This is a genomic window from Aeromonas sp. FDAARGOS 1403, from assembly GCF_019047325.1.
In the GTDB taxonomy this organism is placed as follows: domain Bacteria; phylum Pseudomonadota; class Gammaproteobacteria; order Enterobacterales; family Aeromonadaceae; genus Aeromonas; species Aeromonas dhakensis.
This window is the reverse complement of record NZ_CP077249.1, coordinates 4266898-4292565: the sequence shown is the minus strand read 5'-3', so window position 1 is coordinate 4292565 and position 25668 is coordinate 4266898. Positions and strand designations below refer to the sequence as shown.

Genomic DNA, 25668 nt, shown 5'->3' with positions numbered 1-25668 from the left:
GTATAAACCGCCCCTCTTTGTGTTAGTTATTTTCTTTTGAGCCGTTCTGATTCATCACGGAGTTCGTTAATAATGGAGCCAATCTGATCTGGTGTAAGAAAGTAATTAAGCCGTTCATGTGCAGCCACACAGGCTTCTTTACTAAAATGATGTGGAAAAGCAGCAATTACGGCTTCCCATGTTGAAGATGCTTCCCCTTCTCGAACCAGTGCCTCAAAACCACCAGAGGCACCTTTAATGACGGTTCTTTCAGCTGTGCCTACAATTCCCCAACGTTCAAACATTGGCCTGGTTCGGGTAGCCACAAACCTACGACCAAGTTGCATGCTTTTTACTGCCTCATAACGCTCGTGTACCTTAAGAATCAAATCCTCAATACAGCCCGGTTCCCAATCCTTCTCACGTAATGTGAGACGTTCCATTTTTTCTAATTCCATAAGACGGGTAATGCATAGGGCCACAATATCTTCACGGCCTTTATGTGCTGCATTCGTACGCATTATCTGAACCTTATCTTTAGGCATTTTAGAAATACGTTCAGCGTAGTCTTCAGTCTTATTGTTCATAGAGCCTCTCATTAGTCGGCTTGTAAAGTGAACTGAGTCGGTGATTTTTCAATCAACTGGTAATCTGTTAAAGCTGCTCCAGAAAGGCCTTGAGCCCCGCCAGATCGCGGATCTGCAACCCCTCCTCACCGCGCTCCACCAGTCCTTTATCCATCAGCTCTTTCACCGCCCGTCGGTAGACCCTGTCCGTGGTGCCGAAGCGTTCCGCCTCCTGATACCCCTTGCGAAAACCGCTCACCGGGTTGTGGTGGCAGTGGCTGTGGTAGAGGTCGAGGGCGATGTTGTAGCTGATGGGGTAGAGCATGCGGCAGGTGAAGATATCCACCGTGTCCTGATAGTCGATGGCAATGGCGGTGGCAAAGAAGAGTGCCACCCTGGGGTGGGCGACCAGCGCCTGCTCCAGCTGTTCGCCGTCGATGCGGGCCACCGCCAGTGGCTCCTCGGCGATGATGTCGAGCTGGCAGCGATAGCCGGTGAAGAACTCCATCTCGCCGAACAGCTGGTGGTCGCACTCCAGGGTGCCGAGCTGAAAGCGGCGGCCATTCATGGCGGTGTGGCCCATGGCGATACGGCCGCTCTTGACCAGCACCAGATCCCGTAGCGGTTCGCCCTGGCGCATCAGGGGCTCCCCCTCGGGGATCAGGCGCCGCTCCGTGATGCAGGAGCTGACCACCTGTTCGATGAGATCGTGGCCGGCTTGCCAGTGGGGCTGAAAGCGCCCCTTGAGAAGGGGTTTGAGTTGCATGATGTGCGCGCCTGCTGAAAACAAACGGCTATTACACACCCTGCCGCTGGCAGACTCCAGTCTAGAGAGGCCGAGGGTCGGCACTGGCATGCGAAGGTGTGACGGGGATCGGGCTGGCAGGACTGGGGTGGACACGGCTGGAGCGGATACGGTTGGAGCACTGCCCCGCGCCATCCGGCCCAGATAATCAGACCGGGCTCAGGGCGCCGGCATTGGTCTGCTCGAGGCTGGCGAGGGCCGTGCGCAGCCGGGCCAGGCCGATGGGCTTGTAGAGGCACTCGTCCATGCCGGCGGCCAGGCAGAGTTCCCGCTCGCGCGCTGTGGCGTGGGCGGTAAAGCCCCAGATGGGCTGGGTGTGGCCGCGGGCGCGCAGGCGGCGGGTCAGCTCGAAGCCATCCATCAGCGGCATCTGGCAGTCGGTGATGACGAGATCGAAGGGCTGGCTCTGGCTGGCCTGCAGCGCCTCGGCGCCGTTGCCGCGCACGCTCACCTCGTGGCCCAGGTGCTTTAGCTGCTGGCGCAGCAGCACCTGGTTGGCGTGGTTGTCGTCCACCACCAGCACCCGCAGCCGGGTTGCCGCAACCGGCCGGGGGGAGGGCACAAGCAGTGGCCCGGCCGGCGGCGACGCGGCGTCGAGGGGCTCGTGGGGGGCGGCCAGCGGGGTGAGGGGCAGCCGGATCCTGAGCTCGGTGCCGCTGCCAAGCTCGCTGCTGACCGCTATCTTGCCCCCCATCAGCTGGCACAGCATGCGGGCGATATTGAGGCCAAGGCCGGTGCCGGCGAACTGGTAGGGGTCGTGGGCGCGGTAGAAGGGGCTGAACAGCCCGGGCAGCTTGTCGGGGGCGATGCCCACCCCGCTGTCGCGGATGATGAGGTGCAGCAGCGGCTGCTCCGCGCTCCCCGTGAGGCTGGCCTGCAGGCTCACCTCCCCCCGCTCGGTGAACTTGATGGCGTTGCCGAGCAGGTTGAAGACAATCTGGCGCAGGCGCAGCGGGTCGATGAGCACTCGCGGCAGGGGGGGCAACTCGACCCGGTAGCCAAGCCCCTTCTGCTCGGCCATCCCCTTGCAGGCGCGGGCCACCGAGTGGAGCAGGGGCGCCAGCTCGCACGGCTCGGGGGCCAGCGTCAGCTGGCCCGCTTCGATGCTGGAGATATCCAGTACGTCGCCGATGAGATCGAGCAGGCCGTTGGCGGATTCGGAGGCGATGCGCAGCTGCTCGCCGGTGTGGCGGGCGAGGGCGGGATCCTGGCTCGCCAGCTCCAGCATGCCGAGGATGGCGTTCATGGGGGTGCGGATCTCGTGGCTCATGGTGGCCAGAAAGTCGCTCTTGGCCCGGCTGGCGCGGTCGGCCTGCTCCTTGGCGCGGCGCAGCGCCTCCTCCATGGTCTTGCGCTCGGTGATGTCGATCCAGCCGTTGATCACCCCGCTGATGGCACCGCGATAGTCAAAATAGGGCACCATCCAGTGGTAGACGAACTGGCGCGGGCCGCGCTGGCTGAAGATGCGATCCGACAGTATGGGGCTGCCGCTTCGCAGCACCTGCTGAAAATCCTGCTCCAGAGCGGCGATGGCCTCGGCGCCGAGCAGCCCCTTGAGCCCCTCGGCAAACGAGGTGCCGAGCACCCGCTCGATGGGGGCGTTGAGGGTGGCCAGGTACTTGCTGTTGCAGAGGATCACCTTGCCCCCCTTGTCGCGCACCACTATGGGGTGGGGCAGGCTCTCGCCGAGCGCCTCGATGAAGCGCACGTGCTCCTCCAGCTGGCGGCGGGAGGCCTGCTCCGAGCGGGCCAGCCGGTTGAGCATGCGGTTGCGGTAAAACAGCAGCAGGGCGACGGCGCACAGCCCCGCCAGCAGCAGGTAGAAATAGGGGGCGTTGCGCTCCATGAAGGTGGGGGCCGGCAGTTTGCGGTTGCGCCACTGGTAACTCATCATCGCCAGCTCGTTGGGGGCGATGGAGAGGATGGTCTTGTCGATGATGTCCATCAGCATCCGGTTGGCGGAGAGGCCTGCAAAGCCCATCCGGATGGGCTGGTCGTCGGCGGGGCCGGCGATGCGGATCTGCTGGAGTCGCCCCCCTTCCACCGCATGCTGGGCAAAATAGAGCGGCACGATGGCGGCATCGAGGCGCCCCTCGTTGACCGCCTCCATCGCCTCGTCGGCGCTCTCCAGAAAGCTCACCTGGCTGTCGCCAAGTCCTCTGGCGATGGGGTTGTAGATGGTGCTGCCCACCTGTTTGCCGGCGAGCTGTGCCAGATCGCCGTTTAAGGAATCCCCTTTGCGGGCCACCAGCACATAGATGTCGTCGGTGGCGTAGGGCAGGGAGGGGCGCAGCCGGTAGCCCTCGGCCACCGGGCGGGAGATGGCGCCGATGAGATCCAGCTCCCCCCTGAGCAGGGCCTCCTTGCGCGCCTGTTCCGAGCCGTAACTGACGAACTCGAAGCGCAGACCGGAGCGTTTGCTGATCTTCTCCAGCATCTCCACCGACATGCCGGTGAGCTGGTTGTCGTAGTCGCGCACCCCGTAGGGGTAGAGGTCGTCCATCAGCCACACCTTCACCGGACCGGCGCTGGCGAGCCAGGCGCGCTCCTCGCGGCTGTAGAGATCGCCGGGGCGCTCGATGATGTCGCGGATGGGGCCGTTCCACTGGTTGAAGATGAGGCTGCGGGTGACGTCGCTCACCCCCTCCAGGGTCTGGTCGAGCAGGGCCAGCAAGCCGGGGTGAGCGGCCGACACCGCGAAGCGAAAGCCGTCCGCCGCAATGGCGGGCTGCGCCTGGCTGCGCTGGCGGATCTTGTCGAAGCGCTCGCTGTTGAGGTAGTGCAGGGAGTGGGGGTCGCTTAGCAGCAGCGGCTCGTGGCCGAAGAAGACCGCATCGAAGGCCGCCACGTTGGAGGGGTAGTTGACCAGTACCAGATCCGGGTAGTAGCGCTTGAAGGCGGCCTCGTTCACGTAGCCCCGCACGGTGGCGACCCGCTGGCCCGGCAGCAGCAGCGGCCCCTGTTCGGCAGCGAGGGCCGAGAAGACGGGGGCACTGCTGAAATAGCGCCGGCTGAGGGCGATGCCCGCCTGTTCGGCCGCGCCGAGGTTGAGGTTGCCGAGGTTGACGAGGTCGAGATCCCCGGCCCGCAGCGCCGCCAGCGCGCTGCGCGTGTCGTTGAATGCCCGCAGTTTCACCGGTTTTTGCAGCGCCCTGGCCAGGATGTCGAGGTAGTCGGCGGCGATCCCCTCGAAGTGATCATCGGGCCCGATCATGGCGAACGGGCGATAGTCGTGGCGCAGCACGCCGACCCGCAGCGCCGTCATTTCGGCGAGCCAGGGCTGGTCAGCCGTGCTGGCGGGCGCCGGGGGGCTTTGCAGGTAGGGGCGACTGTGCAGGGTGAGCGCCTGGGCGCAGAGGGGCAGCAGCAGGCAGAGCAGCAGCAGGGGTCGGATCAGGTTCATTGCCAGATTGTGCCCCTCCCGCCGGTTGGATGGTGATCGAAAGCGGCGATTCTACCGAAGAGCGGCGCACAATGAACCTTTAATCAGCAGTTTGTCAGTGCAAACGGCAAGGCTGCTGGCGGGGCGGGACTCGCCAGCGGCCTGCTCTTACTCCTGATTTGGACTGGGGCAGGCACGGCAGAGGACTCACACACTCTCGCCATCGGCGGCGACTCTGGCCCGTCCTGCCTCTTTGGCCCGGTAGAGCTGGCGGTCGGCCGCCTCCAGCAGCTGTTGCGGCGTGCCGGTCTGGCTGGGGATGGCACAGACCACGCCAAGGGAGATGGTTACCACCCTGGCCACCTCTGAGGCGAGGTGCTCGATGGCCAGCTCGCGCACGGCGCTGCACATGCTGTCGGCGAGATGGACGGCGCTGGCCAGGGGGGTGTTGGGCAGCACGCAGGCAAACTCCTCGCCGCCGTAGCGGGCCACCAGATCGTGCGGCCTGCCCAGCCGCTCGGCCAGCACGGCGGCGATGGCCTGCAGGCAGTGATCGCCGGCCTGATGGCCATAGCGGTCGTTGTAGCGCTTGAAGTAATCGACATCGAGCATGATGAGGGAGAGGGGGGTGTTGTCCCGGCAACCCTGGCGCCACTGCCGCATCAGCTCATCATCGAACTGGCGCCGGTTCGGTATGCCGGTGAGGCCGTCGAGCATGGCCAGGTTGCGCAGCAAGTCCCCCTGCAGCTTGAGGGTGATGTGGGCCTTCACCCTGGCCCTGACGATGTTGGGGCTGATGGGCTTGCTGATGAAATCCACCGCACCGAGGGACAAACCGTACTCTTCGTCCGTCTCCTCCTGCTGGGCCGTGACGAAGATGACGGGAATGTCCCGGGTGTCGGGATCCGCCTTGAGTTGCTGGCAGACTTCGTGGCCGCTCATGCCGTCCATGATGACGTCCAGCAAGACAAGGTCGGGCAGCAGGCTGCGGCAGAGGGTGAGAGCCTGCTCCCCGCTGGTCGCCATGAAGATCTCGCACTCTTCGCGAAAGAGCTGGTGCAGCAACCTGATGTTGATCGCCTGATCATCGACGATCAGCAGTTTGGGGCGACGGTTGGTGGGCAGGTTCCAGGGGACCATCTTGGGCTCCATCATTGGTTGACGCACAGGGATTTCCCCAACTTGAGGGCGGCGCCGAACTCCAGGTTGTCGATCAGGCCGGCAAACTGGTGAAAAGAGGAGTGCAACTGCGGCGGTGTCTTGGGCGCCAGGGCCTCGGTCAGCTCGACCGCCGCCAGATTGCCATCCTCCAGCAGCGTCAGGATGTGCTGCATGGCCTCCCGCCATTCGGCGAGGGACAAGGCATCATCGGCCGGCTGCGCGGTGGTGTCGGGGGGCGGGGCGAAGGCTTTTTCGAGGCTCTCCAGGCTGAGCCGCACCGTCTCCTGCAACAGCTGTAGCCAGCCGGCGTCAGCCAGCAGCGCAGCGGCCTGCGGCTGGTCGGCGTGGAGCAGGGCCTGCTCCTGCGCCTTGGCCAGGGTGGCCAGTCGGCAGGCCCCCATGGTGCTGGCGCTGCCCTTGATGGCGTGCAATATGCGACAGGCCTCCGTGACCTGGCCAGCTGCGATGGCCTGGTGCAAGGCCTCCAGCTGTTCTGCCATGTCGGGGCCGAACAGGCTCAGGATCCGTTGCAGCAGTTCGATATCGTTGTCAAAACGCTGGCGTATGACGGATTCCGCTTCCAGCAGGGCTTCGCTGGCTGCGGGGGACGGGGGCTGGGCAAGGGCTGGCTGGCCAGCCTTGCCAAGCTGGGCCAGCAGGGTCGAGACCAGCTGTTCGAGGGCAATGGGCTTGCCCACATGCTCATTCATGCCGGCAGCCAGGCAGAGCTGGCGATCCGCTTCCGAGGCGTTGGCGGTCATGGCGATGATGGGCAGGTTGGCAAACTGCGGGTGGGCCCGGATCTGGCGGGTGGCCTCCAGCCCGTCAATATCCGGCATCTGCATGTCGATCAGCACCGCATCAAACGAGGGGGCTTGCTGCAATACCATGGCCACCCCGTCCCGCCCGCATTCGGCCAGCAGCACCCTGGCCCCTTCGCAGCTCAGCAACTCGCAGGCGACCTGGCGGTTGAGCAGATTGTCCTCCACCACCAGCAGGGTGAGACCACTCAGCCGGCGGGTGTGCTGGGCAGGGAGAGCGGGCGCGACGTCCTGGCCATTGAGGGCCTGATAGATGGCCTCTGCCAGCTGCTTGGGAGTCACGGGTTTGGTCAGCAGGCTGACGAAGGGGGTGGCGCCCGACTGGTGCGACTCGGTAAACACCTCGTGGCCGTAGGCGGTGACCATGATGACTCCGGGGGCTGGGTCTTGCCCGGCCTGTTGCCGGATCTGGGCGGCGGCGTTCAGGCCATCCATGCCCGGCATGCTCCAGTCCATCAGCACTATGTCGAAGGGACGGCCCAGAGCACGGGCCTCGCCGACCCGGCGGACGGCTTCTGCCCCCGAGTGGACCAGCTCGGCCTGCCAGCCGAGCTGCAGCAGGGTGCGTTGCAGCAGCTCTGCCGCCAGCTCGCTGTCGTCGACCACCAGAATGTAGGGGGGCGGTGCCAGATCCGGACAGGCCTCCTTGAGAGACTGGGGGGCGGCCTGTGCCAGGGTGATGTCGAACCAGAAGCGGCTGCCACGGCCAGGTTCACTCTCGACCCGCAGCTCTGCCCCCATCAGCTTGAGCAGGCGTTTGCAGATCACCAGCCCCAGCCCGGAGCCGCCGAAGCGACGGGTGGTGGAGGCCTCGGCCTGGGTGAAGCTCTCGAAGATGCGCTCCAGCTGGTGGGCGCTGATGCCGATGCCGCTGTCGGTGACGGCCACGCGGATGGTGACCGTCTGCTCATGGCGGGCCAGCAGCGCCATAGTGATCACCACCTGCCCCTTGATGGTGAACTTGAGGGCATTGCCCGCCAGGTTGGTGAGCACCTGCTGCAGGCGCATGCTGTCACCGATCAGGAGATTGGGCAGGTGGGGGTCGATATCGAACATGACCTCGATCTCTTTCTGGCGCTGGTTGCCGTCCAGTACGATGGCGAGGTCCCGCATCAGCAGCTCGATGTCGAAGGGGTGCAGATCGAGTTGCAGCTTGCTGGCCTCGATCTTCGAGTAGTCGAGAATATCGTTGAGCAAGCCCAGCAGGGAGTTGGCAGCAGAGTGCGCCTTGACCACATAGTCGAGCTGGCGGGCGGTGAGCTCTGTGTACTGGATCAGCTGCAACATGCCGAGTACGGCGTTGAGGGGGGTGCGGATCTCGTGGCTCATGTTGGCGAGGAAGGAGGACTTGGTCTGGCTGGCGGCATCTGCCTGCTCCTTGGCATAGAGCAGGCGGGACTCCAGCTCGGTCTGGGCTGTGATGTCACGGTTGAAGCCGATGACGCGCAGCGCCTGGCCGCAGCTGTCCCGCTCCACCTTGGCTCCGGCCTGGATCACCCGGTGATCGCCGTTGTCCTGCATCACCCGAAAGACGGGGTCGTAGATGCCGGTGCCGGCCACGGCGCGGTTCAGGCTGGCGGTGGTGGCCGCCAGATCGTCCGGGTGCACCCGGTTTGCCCAGTGCTGGTAGTTGAGCCCCTCGTCCCTGAGCGTCAGCGGCAGATCGTAGAGCTCGAACATGCGGTTGTTCCAGCTCAGGGCGTTGCTGCCGAGCTCCCATGACCAGATCCCCAGCTCGGCCACGTCGGCCGCCATCTGCAACTGATCGCGGGTCGACAGGATCTCGTTGCGCTGGGCCAGTTGCTGGGTCATGTCGGTCATGATGCAGACGAACATGCTGGAGCCCGCCGCCTGCATCCGGCCGATCGACATCTGCAGCGGGAACTCGCTGCCATCGCGCCGCCGTCCGATAAACTCCCTCTCCATCAGGGCGGCCAGCTGGCTGTCGCTGAGGGCACCGAGAGGGGCCTCACCCAGCGCGTGCCCATCGCTGCTTTGCAACAGGGTCTGCACCTGTCGGCCCTGGATCTCGCCGGCCTGATAGCCGAAGGCGGTCTGACCGGCCGGGTTGAGCGAGTGAATGCGACCGTCAGGATCCATGGTCATGATGGGGTTGACGGCGGTGTCCAGGATGGCGCGGGTGATCTCGAGACTCTCGGCCAGCTTCTTCTCGGCCGCCTTGCTGTCGGTGATGTCCAGGCCGATACCAAGGTAGCCCTGACTGCGCCCCTGTTCATCACGGATGGCGGTGATCACCAGGGTGACGGGGAAGCGGCTGCCATCCTTGCGCACATAGGTCCACTCCCGGCTCTCCGCCCCTTCCCGTTCCGGCTTGTAGACGAATACCTGGAAGCCGCTGATCTGCTCGCCGTACTGGGCGCTGAGCTCGACACTGCGGGCCTGCATCTCGTCGCGGGTGTGGAAGATGCCGGGGGTCTCCTTGCCGACCACGTCGGCGGCGCTGTATCCCAGCAGCTGCTCGGCCCCCTCGTTGAACAGGGTGATAGTGCCCTCCAGATCGGCCGCTATGATGGAGATCGCCGAGGCGGAGCGCAGGACGTTGCTCAATAACACGTTGATCTTGCTCAGCTCAGCCGTGCGCTCTGCCACCTGATGTTCCAGATTGGCGTTGAGCTCCAGGATCTTGGCCTCTGCCTGTTTCTGGGCAGTGATGTCCCGGATGGTCTCTGAGGTGCCGACCAGCTTGCCCCTATGGTCATAGATGGGGGCGATGGAGATGGAGAGATCCAGCAGATGGCCGTCCCTGTGCCGACGCCGGGCGGAGAAGCTCGGGATCCGGACGCCCTGCCTGAGGTCGGCGAGCAGCGCCTTCTCGCTGGCGCTGTCATGATCCGTCTGAAACAGCGCGCTGTCGGTACGGGTCAGCGCCTCGCCGGCCGGGTAACCGAACAGATCTTCGGCCCCCTTGTTCCAGCTTACGATGACGCCGTTCAGGGTCTTGGCGATGATGCCGTCACTGGCACCGGCCACGATGGCGGCCAGTCTGGCCTGTTCCTCAATGAGTTGCAGACGTTGCTGTTGCCCCTGAGCCCGCATGCGCGCGAGCAGGGTGAGCAGCAGAGTGAAGAGGCCGCCGGTGAACAACACCACATAGGGGGAGGTCTGGTTGAGCTGCGCCACGAACAGGGGGTGGGCGTCGAGCCTGATCTGCCAGCGGCGGCCATGAATTTCCCGCTCGGCGGCTCTGGACATGGTGATGTGGTGCGGATTGCGCGACTCGTGGTCGATGGCACTGGTATAGAAGGGCTGGATATGCCGGGGGTCGGTCACATCGATCAGTCTGATGTGAAAGGCCGGGCTCTCCAGATGCAGGGCGTCCAGCAACTCTTCCATCAGCAAGGGGGTATAGCTCCAGCCAAACCCGGCGGCCTCTCGCTCCTCGGGAGTCGCTGGAGTGGTCACGGTGCGGTAGATGGGCATCAGCATCAGAAAGGATTGCCTTGGCTTGCCCGTGGCCTGTACCAGGGTGATGGGGGGGGTCAGCCGTACCTCGCCGCTGCGGATAGCGGCGAGGGCCGCCTCACGGCGCGAGTGCTCCGAGGCGATGTCCAGCCCGATGGCCGCCTTGTTGCGTGATAGCGGCTCGATAAACTGGATGATGAAATGTTCACCCCGATAGGGCGAGAGCAGCTGAAGGGTAAAACCTGGCCTCCCATCTCGCCGGGCACGCTGGATGAAGTCGTCGAGCTCGGCATCCTTCACTCGCCTGATGAAGCCAAAACCGCGGGCACCGGGGAATTCACTGTCCACATCCCTGGTCAGGCTGTAACGAACGAAGTCCTCGTTGTCGAAGGCATGCTCGCCGGCAGTCAGGATGGCGCCACGTACCCCTCTGAGACCGTATTGGTACAGATCGAGTCGCGCCTTGACGGTATCTGCGACGTGCTCCGTGGCCGCCGTGATGCTGGCTTGCACCTGCTTGTCATTGCTGTAATGGAGGAGGAGGGTGCCGAGCAGGGAGAGCAGCAGGCCGATGAGCAATACCAGGCCTGCACTGCGGTTCAACCCTAAAAAGGGGTGGTGATTGCGCAAGCTGAAGCCTCCTTGCCTCGCTGATGACGTAGAGCACACCCGATACGACTATTGAGTCGCGTTAATGCATTGAAAGTAAACCCTGATATCTCGCATTCAAAACGCAGAGCGCGAAGGGGGGCGCTCTGCGTCGATCCCAAGTGGTATCAAATGAGTTGCAACATAACTTAGCATTAATCGCAGGCGTTTGTATCCGATTCTCCTGCTCGTCACCTTGGCCTGAACGGCAGCCGCGTCTATGCAAAGCGGTAGGAGCCCATGTAGAGGCTGCCTCCATCCCAGCTGTCGTGCAGCTTGACGGGCTTGTCCTGGCCGGCGGCGCCAAGCGCCACGAACAGCGGGCGCAGGTGATCGTCGTGGGGATGGGATTCCACCGCCCCCGGCGCGCGGGCGCGGTAATCTTCCAGTGCCGCTCTGTCACCCTCGGCCATGGTCAGCTCCAGCCAGTCGACGAAACTGCGGGCCCAGCCCGGCACCGGCGAGTTTTCCGGCCCCAGCGCCCGCAGGTTGTGGGTGATGGCGCCGGAGGCCAGGATGCCGATCCCCTGGGCACGCAGCTGCTGCAGCGCCTCCCCCAGCTGCCACAGCTGGCGCGGGGTGAAGCTGGCCGGGATGGAGAGCTGCACCAGCGGGACGCTGCTGGCGGGATCCATCAGCGAGAGCGGCGACCAGACCCCGTGATCCAGCTCGCGGCGCACCGGCTCCGCGGGCAGGCCCGCCAGCAGCAGCTGGTCGCTCACCGCCTCCTGCAGCCAGAGCGGGCTGCTGGCCGGCCAGCGGATGTGGTAGAGCGGCTCGGGGAAGCCGTAGAAGTCGTACATCAGGGCCGGATTGGGCTCGACGTTGATCTGCAGCTCGCTGCGGGTAAACCAGTGGGCCGAGATGACCACCAGCCCCTTGAGATCGCCAAGGCGCAGATTTTTGAGGAAGTGGGTCGCCGGCTGGTCGCGCAGAACCAGATCCGGGGCGCCATGGGAGATGAACCAGACGGGGGCGATAGACATGACAGACTCCATATGCGTTGTGCCGGTGCCAGGGCACCGAAAACGGTGGGCCAGGGCGACATGCCGCTGACGATATGGTCATTATCTGCCCCGAGATGTGAGTTAACAATCCAGCTCAATGAATAAGCACTATTCACTATTGGTTGATAGTGTTGGGTGGGAAGGAGGGGAGGTCACCAATAACAAGGCCGGCGCAGTGGCCGGCCCTGGGGGAGCAGACAGGCGACAGGCCTGCCCTCAACAATTTACTGAATACCCAGCAACTCCACATCGAAGATCAACACGGGCGCTGGGTGGGATCTTGCGGACGACAGGGCAGACATCAGCAATTTACTGAATACCCAGCAGCTCCACGTCGAAGATCAAAACGGATCCCGGCGGGATCTTGCCGGCGGCGCGATCGCCGTAGGCGAGGTTGGCGGGGATGTAGAAGCGGGTCTTCTCCCCTTCCACCATCAGCTGTACCCCTTCGGTCCAGCCCTTGATCACCTGGTTGAGGCCGAACTCGATGGGCTCGCCGCGGGCGACCGAGCTGTCGAAGACGGTGCCGTCCAGCAGCTTGCCCTCGTAGTGCACCTTCACCTTGCTGGTGGCGGTGGGGTGAACGGTGCCGCTGCCCGGGGTCAGCACTTCATACTGCAGACCGGAGGCGGTGGTGGTCACCAGGGGTTTTTCCTTGTTGGCGGCGAGGAACTCGGCCCCCTTGCGCACATTCTCTTCCGCCAGCTTCCTGTTGTTGCTGCTCGAGTAGAAGTAGTAGGCGACGCCGGCAACCAGCAGCGCGATCAGAACGAGTTTCATCGGGTATCCCTATGTCGTGAAATGCCGGGAGGGCAGTGAGTGCGGCATCTTATCCCAGCCGGGGCGTCAGGGCGAGCCGGGGCGGGGCAGGATGTGACCGGACGGGCAAATGAGCAGGGGGAGGCGACTGGCGCCTCCCCCTCGTCGTCAGGGCGGTCGTTACTTGGCGGCCACCATCATCAGGGCGGGCAGGGCGAAGAAGAGGCCCGCCACGTAACCGAGCGCCAGCAGCTTGTTCTCGCTGCCGACCCGGGCCAGCCCCTCGGCTGCCTTGACCGGCAGCTCGCGCAGGAAGGGCACCCCGTAGATGAGCACCACGGCGAACAGGTTGAACAGCACGTGCACCAGGGCGATGGTCAGCGCCAGCTTGGCCCCGGCACCGCTGATGGCGGTGGCGGCCAGCAGGGCGGTGATGGTGGTGCCGATATTGGCGCCCAGGGTGAAGGGGTAGAGCTGACGGGTGCTGAACACGCCGCCGCCGGCCAGCGGGATCATCAGGCTGGTGGTGGTGGAAGAGGACTGCACCATCACGGTAACCAGGGTGCCGGAGGCGATGCCGGTCAGCGGGCCGCGGCCCAGCGCCTTGTGCAGCACCTCTTTGGCACGGCCGACCAGCACCCGTTGCAGCACCTTGCCGAGCCAGGTGACGCAGCCGAGGATCAGCAGGATGCCGATGACGATGGTGGCGATGGCCGGCCCTTTACCAGGCAAGAAGGCCACCAGGTCGTCGATGAGGTTGAGGGCCGGGGAGATGAGGGGCTTCATGAAATCCATCCCCTTCATCGACATGTCGGCGGAGCCTACCAGCAGGGTGGCCAGCGCCTCGGCACTCTTTTGCAGCAGACCGAACATCAGCTCCAGCGGCAGGAAGATGAACACCGCCAGCAGGTTGAAGAAGTCATGCACGGTGGCGGCGGCAAAGGCGCGGCGAAACTCGCCCCGATCCCGGATATGGCCGAGGGAGACGATGGTGTTGGTGATGGTGGTGCCGAGGTTGGCGCCCATCACCATGGGGATGGCCATGCCGATGGGCAGGCCGCCGGCTACCAGACCGACGATCACCGAGGTGACCGTGCTGGAGGATTGCACCAGGGCGGTGGCCAGGATGCCGAGCAGCAGGGCGACGAAGGGGTTGTTGGCAAAGGCGAAGATCTGGGCCGCGCCCTCGGCGCCGCCGGAGAAGCCCTTGAAGCCGTGGGAGACGGCGCCGACGGCAACCAGGATCAGGTAGATCAGGGTGATCACAGCGAGCCAGTTGAACAGTGGGCCAGTACGACGGGTCTGCTGTTGTGCAAAAGATGGGGTGCTGTGCATGAAGCCTCTTGGGACAGTCTGCTTGAAAATGGACGGGCGCATTACAGCAGGGCTCCATGACAGAAATATGACAAAGTGACACTTTTGTGATGATTTGATGACATGGCCGGATGGGGAAGATGGGACAGAAGGTGTCGGATTGGGCCGGGATCTCGCCCCGTTTGGCTGCGAATGCGTCTGACGGCTTGCAGCCGGGGCACAGGGCGTTATGCTGCGGCCTTCCTTATCTCAACCAGCGTGGTGTTGTTATGCGTGCATGGGTATTGTGTCTGTCCCTGGGTCTGCTGTCTGTCGGTGCCCAGGCGAGCGTGTTGAAAGCCGAGTGCAACCTCGACAAGGCAATGAAGAACGAGGCGCTCAATGCGACCCTGGGGGTCAAAGGCCGCTGCGATACCGACAAGCTGGTGCGCCAGCAGAAAGAGAAGGCCAAGGCCGAGGTGAAGAAGCACACCACGGACGTGCTGGACCAGAAAACCGCCGGCATCAAGGAGGGCAAGAGCCAGCTGCAGGGGACCCAGCAGAAGGTCAATCAGGCCGGTCAGCAGCTAAAGCAGACCCAGCAGGATGTGAAGGCGGTGGCCAAAGATCCGCTCAAGGCGGCTGCCACTGCGGTGATCAATCAGGGCTGATCAGCCTGCCCGCTCTAGGTGGGGCCGCGAGCGCGGCGTGCACAGCAAGAAGGGGAGCCATGGCTCCCCTTCTGCTTGGTTGGCGCTGGCCGCTTACTGCGAGTCGGCCGCCTCTTCGTACTGACGGAAGGGGATGCGGAACACCGCGAGGCGCAGGAACAGGTAGGTGACGCCGAGGCCGGCCCAGATCAGGCCCAGCTCCAGCGAGCTCTGCTCCAGGTTGATCCAGAGCGCGCCTATGGTGGCGGCACCCAGCAGCGGCAGCAGCAGGAACAGCAGGTGCTCCTTGAGGCTCTTGTTGCGCTTCTCGCGCACCCAGAACTGACCGATGACCGACAGGTTGACGAAGGTGAAGGCCACCAGGGCACCGAAGTTCACCAGCGCCAGCGCCATGTCCAGATCGAACGACACCGCGGAGAGGGCCAGGGCACCCACCATCAGCACGTTGATGGCCGGGGTACGGTATTTCGGGTGGATGTAGCCGAATACCCGCTCCGGGATCATGCGATCGCGCCCCATCACGTAGAGGATGCGGGACACGCCGGCGTGGGCGGCCATGCCGGAGGCCAGCACGGCTACCGTGGTGCACACCAGCACCACGCTCTGGAACAGGGTGCCGCCGACGTAGAGGGCGATCTCCGGCAGCACGGCGTCCGGCTCCTTGAAACGGGCCAGATCCGGGAAGTAGAGCTGCAGGAAGTAGGAGACGGTGACGAAGATGATGCCGCCGATGAGCGCAGTCAGCACGATGGCGCGCGGGATCACCTTGCCGGCGTTCGGGGTCTCTTCGGAGAGGGAGCTCAAGCCGTCGAAGCCCAGGAACGAGAAGCAGAGGATGGTCGCGCCGGTAAACAGCGGCACCATGCCGGCCGACTCGAAGTGGAACGGCCGGCTGCTCAGCAGGGTCGCCGCCCCTTCACCCTGATAGATGCCCCAGCCCATCAGGCCGAGGAAGACGGTGATGATGGCGAGCTGGATGAAGACGATGACGCCGTTGAAGTTGGCCACCAGGTTGATGCCGCGCAGGTTCAGGAAGGTCATCACGGTCACCAGACCGAAGATGAAGATCCAGGGCTCGACGCCGGGGAACATGGCGGTCAGGTAGATCTTGGCCAGCAGGATGTTGATCATCGGCATGAACATGTAGTCGAGCAGGGAAGACCAGCCGACCATGAAGCCGATGTAGGGGTTGAACACCTTCTGGGCGTAGGTATAGGCAGAGCCCGCGGAGGGGAACTTGCGCACCAGGTGGCCGTAGCTGATGGCGGTCAGCAGAATGCCGCCGAGCGCCAGCAGATAGGCGGTGGCAACGCGGCCTTCGGTAATGTCACCGACGATGGCGAAGGTATCGAATACCGCCATGGGTGTGAGGTAAGCCAGACCCATCACCACTACCTGGAAGAGGGTGAGCGTCTTGAGCAGCTTGGCACCGGCCATCACGCTTTCTCCTCTGTGATCGCCAGGGCGGCGAAGGGGGACGGGATCAGGGACGCAGCGCGTCGCTGGACACAGGGGGCGCCGGTCTGTGGCACAGACAAGTGGCGCACGCCGGCGGGGACCGGCAGGAAAGCAATGAAATGCCCCATGTATTTCCTCACAACGTCGGGAGATTGCCTGGCAATCTCGGTATCAATTCCGGTACAAAGTCCGGCCTCTTGGTGAATGTGGTTTACCCCTTAAAAACGAAGAACCGATGTTGCAAAAAACATCGGCTCTCAGGGGCGGCGTATTGTGCCCTCAGGGGGGGGAGGACACAAGCAAAAATGCCCCCGTCAGGGGATTTTGTTGACCTGGGTCAGGTCGGGGTTGAGCCCCCGGCTGGCAGCCTGTGCTGACAGGGGAGCGAGCGGAGCCTCTCTGGCGCGCGTGCCGCTGTCACGGCGGGTGAACAGGGGTAAAAAAACGCCCGCGAAAGGCGGGCGCAGTAGTCATGAAAAAGGGGCTCAGGAGGCGTCGGTTTCCGGCCGGCGCAGCTGGACCCGGAATACCGTCAGGCGCAGCAGCAGATAGAGGGCGCCGAGGGCGGCCCAGATCAGCCCCAGCTCGAAGGAGGCCGGCTCCAGGTTGAGCCAGAGCACGCCGATGCAGGCGGCGCCGCACAGGGGCAGCAGCAGGAAGATCAGGTGATCCCGCAGCGTCTTGTTGTGACCGAGCTTGACGTAGAAGTGGGCAATCACCGCCAGATTGACGAAGGTGAAGGCCACCAGGGCGCCGAAGTTGATCAGTGCCAGCGCCATCTCCAGATCGAACGACACCGCCGAGAGGGCCAGGATCCCCACCAGCAGCACGTTCAGCGCCGGGGTCTGCCAGGTCGGGTGGATATAGGCGAAGAAGCGGCTCGGCAGGGCGCGATCCCGTCCCATCACGTAGAGCAGGCGCGACACGCCGGCGTGGGAGGCGAGCCCCGAGGCCAGCACCGCCACCGTGGTGCAGACCAGCACCACCGCCTGGAACAGCTTGCCGCCCACATAGAGGGCGATCTCCGGCAGCACCGCATCCGGCTGCTGGAAGCGGGAGATGTCCGGGAAGAACAGCTGCAGGAAGTAGGAGACGGAGATGAACAGCACACCGCCGATCAGCGCCGTCAGCACGATGGCGCGGGGGATCACCCGATCCGCGTTCGGCGTCTCTTCCGACAGGGTGGTGATGGCGTCAAAGCCGAGGAACGACAGACAGAGGATGGAGGCGCCGGTGAGCAGGGGGGCCACCGCCATCTGATCGGAGAAGAAGGGACGGCTGCTCGCCACCGTGCCAAGTCCCTCGCCATGGTAGACACCCCAGGCGATGAGGCCGATGAAGACGGCGATGATGCTGAACTGCATGATGACGATCAGGCTGTTGAAGTTGGCCACCAGCTTGATGCCGCGCAGGTTCAGGAAGGTCATGACGGCGGCCAGCCCCAGGATGTAGGTCCAGGGTTCCACGCTCGGGAACAGGGCCTCCATGTAGATCTTGGCCAGCAGCATGTTGATCATCGGCATGAACATGTAGTCGAGCAGGGAGACCCAGCCCACCATGAAGCCCACGTAAGGGTGGAACACCTTCTGGGCATAGGTGTAGGCGGAGCCTGCCGAGGGAAACTTGCGTACCAGGTGGCCGTAACTCATGGCGGTGAACAGCATGCCGATGAGGGCGAACAGGTAGGCGGTGGGCACATGGCCTTCGGTGATTTCGGTGACGATGCCGAAGGTGTCAAACACCGCCATGGGGGTCAGGTAGGCCAGACCCATGATGACGACGTGCCACAGCTTCAGGCTTTTTTTCAGGCCGACGGGTTGGGCATTCATTGTGCTTTCCCCTCAATCCGGGCCGAAGGGATCAGGCTGACGGCATCAACCTGGGCATAGGGGGCGCCAGCAAGGCGGCGCAGACCGGCGCGGGCCGGCAGGAAAGCAGTGAAATACCCCATGGTGTTCCTCACTAGAGAAGCGGGTGTCGTGAGATGGCAACCCATCTCGCTATCTTTTCCGGTCGGTTCCGGCCTCGTTGTGGATTTGTTTGCCGCAAAAAAAGAACCTGACTCAGCAAGTGGTCGGTCCTTTTACGCGGCGGCGCATTGTGCATTCGTGTTGCCCCCTTGACAAGCATATCAAGGGGGTAAAAACGCATTTTTTTGCACTAATGGGCGAATGCTCTGTTTCAGATCAGGCGTGAGCCGCCTGCAGGGCCTGTTCAAGCAGGGTCAGCCCCTCCTCGATGATGGCCGGCGAGGCCGTCAGCGGCGCCAGGAAGCGGATGACGTTGGCGCGCACGCCGCAGGCCAGCAGCACCAGCCCGCGTTTGCCCGCCTCGGCCACCAGTCGCTTGGTGAGGTCGGCATCCGGCTGGTTTGCGTCGTGCTGCTTGACCAGCTCCATGGCCACCATGGCGCCGGGGCCGCGGATGTCGCCGATGCAGTCAAAACGCTCGGCCAGCTGCTGCAGGCGCGCCTTGATCTGCTCGCCCTGGGCCTGAGCCTGCTGGTTGAGACGCTCCTCTTCGATCACCTCCAGCACCGCCAGGGCGGCGGCGCAGGCGATGGGGGAGCCGGCGTAGGTGCCGCCCAGACCACCCGGCTTGGCGGCGTTCATCACCTCCGCCTTGCCCACCACGGCGGAGAGCGGGAAGCCGCCGGCCAGGCTCTTGGCGAGCGTCATGATGTCCGGCTCGATGCCGCTGTATTCGGTGGCGAAGGTCTTGCCGGTGCGACAGAAACCGCTCTGGATCTCGTCGCAGATGAGCAGGATGCCGTGCTGATCGCACAGCTGGCGCAGGCGCTGCATGAAGCTGGCGGAGGCGGGGTAGAAGCCCCCTTCACCCTGCACCGGCTCGATGATGATGGCGGCCACCCGGGTCGGTTCGATATCCGAGCTGAAGCAGAGATCCAGCGCGGCTAGCGCATCGGCCTCGCTCACTCCCAGATAGTCGCTCGGGAAGGGCAGGTGATAGACCTCCCCCGGGAAGGGGCCGAATCCAGTCTTGTAGGGCACCACCTTGCCGGTGAGCGCCATCCCCATCATGGTGCGGCCGTGAAAGCCCCCCTTGAAGGCGATGGTGCCGCTGCGGCCGGTGTGGGCGCGGGCGATCTTGATGGCGTTCTCCACCGCCTCGGCACCGGTGGAGAGAAACAGGGTGCGTTTCGGGGTGGGGCCGGGCACCAGGGCATTCAACTTCTCCGCCAGCTCGATATAGCCGGGGTAGGGGGTGACCTGGAAGCAGGTGTGGCTGAATTTTTCCAGCTGCGCGCGCACCGCCGCCACCACTTTCGGGTGGTTGTGGCCGGTGTTGAGCACGGCGATGCCGGAGGCAAAATCGATGTAGCGGTTGCCCTCCACATCCCACAGCTCGGCGTTTTGCGCCCGCTCGATAAACACCGGCAGCAGGGTACCGACGCCGTTGACCACGGCGGCTTCGCGGCGCGCTTGCCACGCCTTGTTTGATGCTGACTGACTCATCTTTCCTCCCTGAGGGGCCGGGGGCCCCTGTCTCAATGTGGCGAGGCCCCTTGGGAGCACTCACTTCGTCCTTGTGAACTGATATGGCTGCGCCGGCGGGTGGCGGGCCCCTGTTGCAGGCCCGGCCGCCGGCGCAAGATGTGACTGCCTAGCGGATGCCGCCAAAGCAGAGGTATTTGGTCTCGAGGTACTCCTCCAGCCCCTCGGCCGCCCCTTCACGACCGAGGCCCGACTCCTTGATACCGCCAAAGGGGGCCAATTCGGTCGAGATGATCCCCTCGTTGATGCCGACCATGCCGTATTCGAGCTGCTCGGCCACCCGCCAGACGCGGGCGATGTCGCGGCCATAGAAGTAGGCGGCCAGGCCGTATGGGGTGTCGTTGGCCAGGGCGATGGCCTCGGCCTCGGTGTCAAAGCGCACCAAGGGCGCCACCGGGCCGAAGATCTCCTCCTGCAGGATGGGGTTGGTTTTATCGACCTTGCCCAGAATGGTGGGCTGGTAGAAGAGCGGACCGGCGGGGTGGGCTTCGCCCCCCAGCAGCAGCTCGGCGCCAGCGGCGGTGGCCTGCTTGACCAGCTCGGCCACCTTGCTGGCGGCGGCCGGGTTGATGAGCGGGCCTATCTGGGTGCCCTCACCCATACCGTCACCCACCTTGAAGGCCTTGACGGCGGCGGTGAGCTTCTCGGCGAAGGCGTCGTAGATGCCAGCCTGCACCAGGATGCGGTTGGCGCAGACACAGGTCTGGCCGGCGTTGCGGTATTTGGAGGCGAGCGCCCCGGCGATGGCGGCGTCGAGATCGGCGTCGTCAAACACGATGAAGGGGGCGTTGCCGCCGAGCTCCAGCGACAGCTTCTTCATGGTGTCGGCGCATTGGCGCATCAACAGCTTGCCGATGCGGGTGGAGCCGGTGAAGGAGAGCTTGCGCACCGTCTTGTTGTTGCACAGCTCGTTGCCCACCGCCGCGGCCTGATGGCTGGTGACGATGTTGATGACCCCGGCCGGGATCCCTGCCTGCTCCGCCAGCGCCGCCAGCGCCAGGGCGCAGAGCGGGGTCTCGGCGGCCGGCTTGATGACGATGGTGCAACCGGCGGCCAGCGCCGGGCCCGCCTTGCGGGTGATCATGGCGATGGGGAAGTTCCAGGGGGTGATGGCGGCGACCACTCCCACCGGTTGTTTGATGGTGGCCAGCCGGCGATCGCTGGAGAAGCCCGGAATGGTGCGGCCATAGGCGCGTTTGCCCTCTTCCGCGAACCACTGGATGAAGCTGGCGCCATAGGCCACTTCCCCCTTGGCCTCGGCCAGCGGCTTGCCCTGCTCGCAGGTCATGATGCGGGCCAGCTCCTCCTGGTTGGCCATGATGAGCTCGAACCAGGCGTAGAGCCGGTTGCTGCGCTCCTTGGCGGTGAGCGCGGCCCAGCCCGGCTGGGCCGCGTGGGCGGCGGCGATGGCGCGGCGGGTGTCGCCCTCGTCCATGTCGGGTGCCTGGGTGATGACCTGGCCGGTGGCCGGGTTGTGCACCTCGAACCGGTGTCCGCCGCTGGCTTCGCACCAGCGACCATCTATATAGGCAAGGGATTTGATCAGGGAGAGTGCGGGTTGTGATGCTGACATAGATAGCAAGCCTCGATTGTGGGTCAGGGGGCCGGCTCATCCTGTGCCGCCACCGTATAGAATAATAAGCACAGGAAGACCATAAATTGAGCTGAAATGTTTTTCAAGTGTTAAATATATTTGAGTAAACTGTGTCTCGCGTGCTAGAAATGGAGCTGTTAGAGCGATTTTACCGGTTTCTGTGGTGCAGGGTGTGCAAAATAATGAACGGAGTGCACTGTGCAGGATAACAAACAGGTCGGTCGGATTGACTCGCTATTTTAACCGGGGCCGCCAATGGCTCCTACCAGGCACACAGGGAGGTGGCCGAATGCAGCAACCACAGGGCGAGATGCGCTGGCAGTCCATGACCGACAACCCGCTGGCGCAGAATACCCAGGCGCAGAGCATGGGGGAGCGGTTGGCCGCCACTCGCCGCCGGCTGGGGCTCTCCCAGCGGCGGGTGGCCGAGCTGAGCGGGCTGACCCATGGCGCCATCTGCATGATAGAGCAGGACAAGGTGAGCCCGTCGGTGGCCTCTTTGCAAAAGCTGCTCAGCGTCTATGAGCTGCCGCTGTCGCGCTTCTTCGCCGAAGAGGAGGTGGCGAGCACGCCGAGCGTGGTGATCAGGGCCGAGCAGCTGATCGAGCTGGGCAGCCAGGGGGTCTCCATGAAGCTGGTGCACAACGGCAACAACCGCCGCCAGCTCGGCTTCATGCTGGAGACCTACGCCCCCGGCACCGACACCGGCGGCCAGGTCACCCATCTGGGGGAGGAGGTGGGTACCGTGCTGGAGGGGTCGGTGATCCTGACGGTGGCGGGTCAGACCTATCAGCTCAGTGCCGGGGACAGCTACGTGATCGACACGGGCGAGCCCCACAGTTTCAGCAATCCGTCGGGGCAGGTCTGCCGTATCGTCAGCGCCCACACCCCGGCCAACTTCTAGTGTCGAGACATCGTCTCGTTTGGGAAAAGAACTTGTAAGGAAACAGGGATCATGACCGAACATGTAAACAGTTACTACGCAGCCAGTGCCAACCAACACGCGCCCTATCCGACGCTGACCGAACAGCTGGAGTGCGACGTCTGCGTCATCGGAGCGGGTTATACTGGCCTCTCCAGCGCGTTGCACTTGGTGGAAAAGGGCTATTCGGTGGTGGTACTGGAGGCGGCCCGGGTGGGTTTTGGCGCCAGCGGTCGCAACGGCGGCCAGATCGTCAACTCCTACAGCCGCGACATCGACACCATAGAAGCGAATTGCCCGCCCGAACAGGCCAGGCTGCTCGGTTCCATGCTGTTTGAGGGGGGCCAGATCATCCGCGAGCGGATCAAGCGCTACAACATCCAGTGTGATCTGCAGGAGGGCGGGGTGTTCGCCGCCGAGACCGAGAAGCAGCTGCATGAGCTCAAGGCGCAGAAGGCGCGCTGGGAGAAGTGGGGCAACGACAAGCTGGAGCTGCTCGATGCCGACGGTGTGCGCGAAGTGGTGGCGAGCGATCGCTACGTCGGCGCCCTGCTCGACAAGAGCGGCGGCCACATTCACCCCCTCAACCTGGCGCTGGGGGAGGCGGAGGCGATCCGCTTGCAGGGGGGCAAGATCTTCGAACAGTCCGCCGTCACCAGCATCACGCCGGGTCAGCCTGCCCTGGTCAAGACCGCCAAAGGGGCGGTCAAGGCGCGCTACGTGGTGGTGGCCGGCAACGCCTATCTCGGCAATCTGGTGCCCGAGCTCGCCGGCAAGAGCATGCCGTGCGGCACCCAGGTGATCGCCACCGAGGTGCTGGGAGAGGAGCGGGCCCGCTCGCTGCTGCCGCAAAACTACTGCCTGGAAGATTGCAACTACCTGCTCGACTACTATCGCACCTCCGGCGATCACCGGCTGATCTATGGCGGTGGCGTGGTCTATGGGGCGCGGGATCCGGCGGACATCGAGCGGCTGATCATCCCCAAGATGCTCAAGACCTTCCCCCAGCTGGCGGACGTCAAGGTGGAGTACACCTGGACCGGCAACTTCCTGCTCACCCTGTCGCGCCTGCCGCAGTTTGGCCGCATCGGCCACAACATCTATTACATGCAGGGCTACAGCGGCCATGGCGTCACCTGTACCCATCTGGCGGGCAAGCTGCTCTCCGAGGTGTTGAGTGGTCAGGCGGAGCGCTTCGATGCGTTTGCCAAGCTGCCCCACTACCCCTTCCCGGGTGGCCGCCTGTTCCGTATCCCCTTCACCGCCGCCGGCGCCGCCTGGTACACCCTGCGCGATCGGCTGGGGGTGTGAGCCGGTCCGTGCCGTGCACACTCTCAAGGAAAAAGAAACACCGCCAGCTGGCGGTGTTTTGCTTTATATGGGCGCTTATTGGGCCAGGGACTTCAACTGCTGCTTGTCCGGCGGGTTGTTCCAGTCGATGGGGCCATGGGTGAAGCGGTATTGCAGGCGGGGCAGGCTGGTTTCCAGCCACTCATCCCGAAAATAGGCGTAGCCCTGATCCCAGTCCGGGTCGTTGGCCCAGCCGGTCTGCAGGAAGTAGAGTCGGGTGCCCTGACCTTCCGGCACGAAGCGCAGGCAGACCTGGGTCTTCTGTTGGCGGATATGGGGCAGGGAGGGGGGAAAATTCCAGCTGAAACTGAGCAGGTCGTGGGGCATGACGGCCATCACCCGGCAACCTTCGCTGCCACGCTCGCCCAGCGGGGCATCGGGTCTGAAATAGATTTCGAAGGGACCATTCGGTTCCGGCACCATCAGGCATTCCGGCGCCAGAAAACTGCGCAGGCCGCTTTCGGTTGTCCAGGCACGCCAGACGTCGTCGATATGGGCCGGAACAAAGATATTGCCTTCTATCTGCTTGTTATCCATAAATCAGCGAGCCTCAAAACATCCATACACGGGACTCAGGCAGTATAGTCCCATGGCTCATGAAATGGACAGAGGAGTGTCACACCCCTGCCATTGCGACGGCGTTATTCTGTGCCAGCGATTTGACAGGGCCCCCGTGTTCCATGGAGAGTGGGGTGGTACTCATATGACAGGGACAGTTTGATGATCAGAGCCATGCGAGAGACGGATATTCCCCAGTTGGCGCAGCTGTTTTTGAAAGGGCGGCGTCAGACCTTTCACTGGGTCGATCCCGCCCAGTTCCGGCTGGAAGATTTTGACGAGCAGACCCGGGGCGAGCAGATCTGGGTGGCCGAGCAGGGGGGGACACCCTGCGGCTTCATCTCCATCTGGGGCGATGAGAGCTTCGTGCACCACCTCTATGTCTCGGCCGACTGGCATGGCCAGGGCATGGGACGGGCCCTGCTGAATCAGGGGCTGGCCCCCTTCAACAAGCCAGCATCCCTCAAGGTGGCCACCAACAACACGGCGGCGCTGGCGTTTTATCACCGGTTGGGTTGGCAGAATACGGCGGAAACCGGCCACTGCGAGATCACCGGCCCCTGGCGGCGGCTGATCCTGGAATAAGCCGGTTTGCCTTGCCCAGTTTGCCAATCCACACAGGAGAGGTTGCCGGCAGCCATCGCCGGCAATATATAGTGTCAATTGTCTACCTAGAGTCTCGTGTGAGTGGCGGAAAAATTAACAGCCGTGGCTAATTGTAAAAATAGCTGGCATCACCTGCCGGAAAATATGACAAGCTGTACCGGATCTATTTGCCATGCGTTACATGGGGGAATTGCATGGTAAACGATCTTGCAGGCGGGCCAATGAGTAATGGCTGAATAAAGTGGTCGCTATATTCAGCCAGAACTTTTTGTTAAGAAAGTGACAGCTGTTATAAAAACATTATGTTGTTCTCAAACAGCCGTGCTATTCTCAAGCTGTGTTATCCCTGTGACAAACAAAAATAATTCTGTGAGGAAGTAATGAACGAGTTTCTGAAAGTTCTGCTGAACATTCGCAGCCTGCGTGCGGCCATCCGTGAATTGCCGTTTGAACAGCTGCAAGAAGCAAAAGAGAAGTTCGATCTGGTATATAACGAGCGCGCCGATTCTGTTGAACAGGAGCGTGCCGAGCAGGAAGAGCGTCAGCGCAAGCTGAACGAGTTCACCGAAATGCTGCAGCAGGCCGGTATCGATCCCCGTGAACTGCTGAACAGCGCTGCCGCCCCGGCTGCCGCTGCTGGCGCGACCAAGAGCAAGCGTGCTCCGCGTCCTGCCAAGTACAAGTACCAGGAAGATGGCCAGGAGAAGACCTGGACCGGTCAGGGCCGTATGCCCAAGGCCATTGCCGAGCAAGTTGCGCTGGGCAAGGATCTGAATGATTTCCTGATCTGATCCCTTCGGTCGATCATGAATGATGCCGCCCATGAGGCGGCATTATTATTTGTGCTCATTGAAAGCCGCCCCTGTCAATTCCCCATGCTGTTTTATCCGACTGGTTTTTGTCGCATGATGTCACCCCTATTTGTTGCCGCCTGATTGAACGATTAATTTCCAGTTGGCTGGTTTTTTCATCACCGACATCGTTTTTATGGTGTGACTGGCTGCCTTCTTCTCCTCCTGTTGCTGGACTCATATAGCCCGTCAAGTATTAGGTAGGTCATTCCAGGACGATACCATCAGCATTAAGAGATCACCTGTTTCTGGCGCTTTGCCTCCCCCCTTTGGTTGTTGTTCATGGCATTAATCGGTCT

At 63.3% G+C, this 25668-nt stretch carries 21 protein-coding genes; 5 read left to right on the top strand and 16 right to left on the bottom strand.

What is annotated here, in order from left to right:
- Positions 1–26: 26 nt before the first annotated feature.
- The 8 genes from I6L33_RS19590 to I6L33_RS19555 all read right to left on the bottom strand — a co-directional run bounded on the left by I6L33_RS19590 (position 27) and on the right by I6L33_RS19555 (position 13886).
- Positions 27–566 (bottom strand): hypothetical protein, encoded by a 540-nt coding sequence (locus I6L33_RS19590; RefSeq protein WP_216973164.1) that lies wholly within the window; start codon positions 564–566, stop codon positions 27–29.
- Between the two features lie 67 nt (positions 567–633).
- Entirely contained in the window at positions 634–1311 is a 678-nt protein-coding gene (locus I6L33_RS19585) for a Crp/Fnr family transcriptional regulator (RefSeq protein WP_216973163.1), read from the bottom strand.
- Between the two features lie 187 nt (positions 1312–1498).
- Positions 1499–4753, bottom strand: coding sequence for a transporter substrate-binding domain-containing protein (locus tag I6L33_RS19580; RefSeq protein ID WP_216973162.1), 3255 nt, complete (start codon positions 4751–4753; stop codon positions 1499–1501).
- Positions 4754–4939: 186 nt separating this feature from the next.
- The gene (locus tag I6L33_RS19575; protein ID WP_216973161.1) at positions 4940–5872 is read right to left on the bottom strand and encodes a diguanylate cyclase; all 933 of its coding nucleotides are present in this window, start codon (positions 5870–5872) and stop codon (positions 4940–4942) included.
- An 11-nt stretch (positions 5873–5883) separates the two neighbouring features.
- Complete coding sequence (locus I6L33_RS19570) at positions 5884–10767, bottom strand: PAS domain S-box protein (protein WP_216973160.1); 4884 nt, start codon at positions 10765–10767, stop codon at positions 5884–5886.
- A gap of 236 nt (positions 10768–11003) precedes the next feature.
- Positions 11004–11771, bottom strand: a complete 768-nt coding sequence (locus tag I6L33_RS19565; RefSeq protein WP_017765719.1) for a class III extradiol ring-cleavage dioxygenase — start codon at positions 11769–11771, stop codon at positions 11004–11006.
- 330 nt (positions 11772–12101) lie between these two features.
- Positions 12102–12572 (bottom strand): FKBP-type peptidyl-prolyl cis-trans isomerase, encoded by a 471-nt coding sequence (locus I6L33_RS19560; RefSeq protein ID WP_010633350.1) that lies wholly within the window; start codon positions 12570–12572, stop codon positions 12102–12104.
- Positions 12573–12731: 159 nt separating this feature from the next.
- Positions 12732–13886 carry a sodium:phosphate symporter gene (locus I6L33_RS19555; protein WP_017780726.1) on the bottom strand — a complete coding sequence of 385 codons (1155 nt, stop codon included), beginning with the start codon at positions 13884–13886 and terminating at the stop codon, positions 12732–12734.
- A 248-nt stretch (positions 13887–14134) separates the two neighbouring features.
- Here I6L33_RS19555 and I6L33_RS19550 point away from each other — a divergent pair, with 248 nt between their 5' ends.
- Positions 14135–14515 carry a hypothetical protein gene (locus I6L33_RS19550; protein ID WP_026141468.1) on the top strand — a complete coding sequence of 127 codons (381 nt, stop codon included), beginning with the start codon at positions 14135–14137 and terminating at the stop codon, positions 14513–14515.
- A 93-nt stretch (positions 14516–14608) separates the two neighbouring features.
- Here the strand turns inward: I6L33_RS19550 and I6L33_RS19545 are convergent, their stop codons facing one another.
- From I6L33_RS19545 to I6L33_RS19525, 6 genes are all read right to left on the bottom strand, one after another.
- Entirely contained in the window at positions 14609–15952 is a 1344-nt protein-coding gene (locus I6L33_RS19545) for an APC family permease (protein ID WP_005303054.1), read from the bottom strand.
- On the bottom strand, positions 15952–16101 hold the full coding sequence (locus I6L33_RS19540) for a hypothetical protein (RefSeq protein WP_017765716.1): 150 nt from the start codon (positions 16099–16101) through the stop codon (positions 15952–15954). The genes I6L33_RS19545 and I6L33_RS19540 overlap by 1 nt, the downstream gene beginning before the upstream one ends.
- 357 nt (positions 16102–16458) lie before the next feature.
- The gene (locus I6L33_RS19535; protein ID WP_005303048.1) at positions 16459–17802 is read right to left on the bottom strand and encodes an APC family permease; all 1344 of its coding nucleotides are present in this window, start codon (positions 17800–17802) and stop codon (positions 16459–16461) included.
- Entirely contained in the window at positions 17799–17924 is a 126-nt protein-coding gene (locus I6L33_RS22165; RefSeq protein ID WP_005303046.1) for a hypothetical protein, read from the bottom strand. The genes I6L33_RS19535 and I6L33_RS22165 overlap by 4 nt, the downstream gene beginning before the upstream one ends.
- A gap of 235 nt (positions 17925–18159) precedes the next feature.
- A complete protein-coding gene (gene gabT, locus I6L33_RS19530; protein WP_216973159.1) occupies positions 18160–19449 on the bottom strand; it encodes a 4-aminobutyrate--2-oxoglutarate transaminase in 1290 nt (429 codons plus the stop codon).
- Between the two features lie 148 nt (positions 19450–19597).
- Complete coding sequence (locus I6L33_RS19525; RefSeq protein WP_216973158.1) at positions 19598–21061, bottom strand: NAD-dependent succinate-semialdehyde dehydrogenase; 1464 nt, start codon at positions 21059–21061, stop codon at positions 19598–19600.
- Positions 21062–21371: 310 nt separating this feature from the next.
- On the opposite strand from I6L33_RS19525, the gene puuR reads away from it, so the two are divergent.
- Positions 21372–21986 (top strand): HTH-type transcriptional regulator PuuR, encoded by a 615-nt coding sequence (puuR, locus tag I6L33_RS19520; RefSeq protein ID WP_010633355.1) that lies wholly within the window; start codon positions 21372–21374, stop codon positions 21984–21986.
- Positions 21987–22037: 51 nt separating this feature from the next.
- Positions 22038–23315, top strand: coding sequence for an FAD-binding oxidoreductase (locus tag I6L33_RS19515; RefSeq protein WP_019840188.1), 1278 nt, complete (start codon positions 22038–22040; stop codon positions 23313–23315).
- Positions 23316–23390: 75 nt separating this feature from the next.
- Here the strand turns inward: I6L33_RS19515 and I6L33_RS19510 are convergent, their stop codons facing one another.
- Positions 23391–23891: an SRPBCC domain-containing protein gene (locus I6L33_RS19510; protein WP_005303036.1), complete on the bottom strand. Its 501-nt coding sequence runs from the start codon at positions 23889–23891 to the stop codon at positions 23391–23393.
- A 183-nt stretch (positions 23892–24074) separates the two neighbouring features.
- Between I6L33_RS19510 and I6L33_RS19505 the strand changes: the two genes are divergently transcribed.
- The gene (locus I6L33_RS19505; protein ID WP_005303034.1) at positions 24075–24497 is read left to right on the top strand and encodes a GNAT family N-acetyltransferase; all 423 of its coding nucleotides are present in this window, start codon (positions 24075–24077) and stop codon (positions 24495–24497) included.
- A 401-nt stretch (positions 24498–24898) separates the two neighbouring features.
- The gene (locus tag I6L33_RS19500; protein ID WP_005303032.1) at positions 24899–25309 is read left to right on the top strand and encodes an H-NS family nucleoid-associated regulatory protein; all 411 of its coding nucleotides are present in this window, start codon (positions 24899–24901) and stop codon (positions 25307–25309) included.
- 55 nt (positions 25310–25364) lie between these two features.
- Here the strand turns inward: I6L33_RS19500 and I6L33_RS19495 are convergent, their stop codons facing one another.
- The gene (locus I6L33_RS19495) at positions 25365–25550 is read right to left on the bottom strand and encodes a hypothetical protein (RefSeq protein ID WP_139398470.1); all 186 of its coding nucleotides are present in this window, start codon (positions 25548–25550) and stop codon (positions 25365–25367) included.
- Between the last annotated feature and the right edge of the window lie 118 nt (positions 25551–25668).

What these genes read in the sequence shown, in the direction of transcription:
- puuR (WP_010633355.1), top strand. Translation starts at nt 21,372, where the DNA reads ATGCAGCAACCACAGGGCGAGATGCGCTGGCAGTCCATGACCGACAAC.
- I6L33_RS19510 (WP_005303036.1), bottom strand. Translation starts at nt 23,891, where the DNA reads ATGGATAACAAGCAGATAGAAGGCAATATCTTTGTTCCGGCCCATATC.
- I6L33_RS19580 (WP_216973162.1), bottom strand. Translation starts at nt 4,753, where the DNA reads ATGAACCTGATCCGACCCCTGCTGCTGCTCTGCCTGCTGCTGCCCCTC.
- I6L33_RS19545 (WP_005303054.1), bottom strand. Translation starts at nt 15,952, where the DNA reads ATGGCCGGTGCCAAGCTGCTCAAGACGCTCACCCTCTTCCAGGTAGTG.
- I6L33_RS19560 (WP_010633350.1), bottom strand. Translation starts at nt 12,572, where the DNA reads ATGAAACTCGTTCTGATCGCGCTGCTGGTTGCCGGCGTCGCCTACTAC.
- I6L33_RS19565 (WP_017765719.1), bottom strand. Translation starts at nt 11,771, where the DNA reads ATGTCTATCGCCCCCGTCTGGTTCATCTCCCATGGCGCCCCGGATCTG.
- I6L33_RS19525 (WP_216973158.1), bottom strand. Translation starts at nt 21,061, where the DNA reads ATGTCAGCATCACAACCCGCACTCTCCCTGATCAAATCCCTTGCCTAT.
- I6L33_RS19575 (WP_216973161.1), bottom strand. Translation starts at nt 5,872, where the DNA reads ATGGTCCCCTGGAACCTGCCCACCAACCGTCGCCCCAAACTGCTGATC.
- I6L33_RS19500 (WP_005303032.1), top strand. Translation starts at nt 24,899, where the DNA reads ATGAACGAGTTTCTGAAAGTTCTGCTGAACATTCGCAGCCTGCGTGCG.
- I6L33_RS22165 (WP_005303046.1), bottom strand. Translation starts at nt 17,924, where the DNA reads ATGGGGTATTTCACTGCTTTCCTGCCGGCCCGCGCCGGTCTGCGCCGC.
- I6L33_RS19505 (WP_005303034.1), top strand. Translation starts at nt 24,075, where the DNA reads ATGATCAGAGCCATGCGAGAGACGGATATTCCCCAGTTGGCGCAGCTG.
- I6L33_RS19550 (WP_026141468.1), top strand. Translation starts at nt 14,135, where the DNA reads ATGCGTGCATGGGTATTGTGTCTGTCCCTGGGTCTGCTGTCTGTCGGT.
- gabT (WP_216973159.1), bottom strand. Translation starts at nt 19,449, where the DNA reads ATGAGTCAGTCAGCATCAAACAAGGCGTGGCAAGCGCGCCGCGAAGCC.
- I6L33_RS19535 (WP_005303048.1), bottom strand. Translation starts at nt 17,802, where the DNA reads ATGAATGCCCAACCCGTCGGCCTGAAAAAAAGCCTGAAGCTGTGGCAC.
- I6L33_RS19515 (WP_019840188.1), top strand. Translation starts at nt 22,038, where the DNA reads ATGACCGAACATGTAAACAGTTACTACGCAGCCAGTGCCAACCAACAC.
- I6L33_RS19585 (WP_216973163.1), bottom strand. Translation starts at nt 1,311, where the DNA reads ATGCAACTCAAACCCCTTCTCAAGGGGCGCTTTCAGCCCCACTGGCAA.
- I6L33_RS19540 (WP_017765716.1), bottom strand. Translation starts at nt 16,101, where the DNA reads ATGGGGCATTTCATTGCTTTCCTGCCGGTCCCCGCCGGCGTGCGCCAC.
- I6L33_RS19555 (WP_017780726.1), bottom strand. Translation starts at nt 13,886, where the DNA reads ATGCACAGCACCCCATCTTTTGCACAACAGCAGACCCGTCGTACTGGC.
- I6L33_RS19495 (WP_139398470.1), bottom strand. Translation starts at nt 25,550, where the DNA reads ATGAGTCCAGCAACAGGAGGAGAAGAAGGCAGCCAGTCACACCATAAA.
- I6L33_RS19590 (WP_216973164.1), bottom strand. Translation starts at nt 566, where the DNA reads ATGAACAATAAGACTGAAGACTACGCTGAACGTATTTCTAAAATGCCT.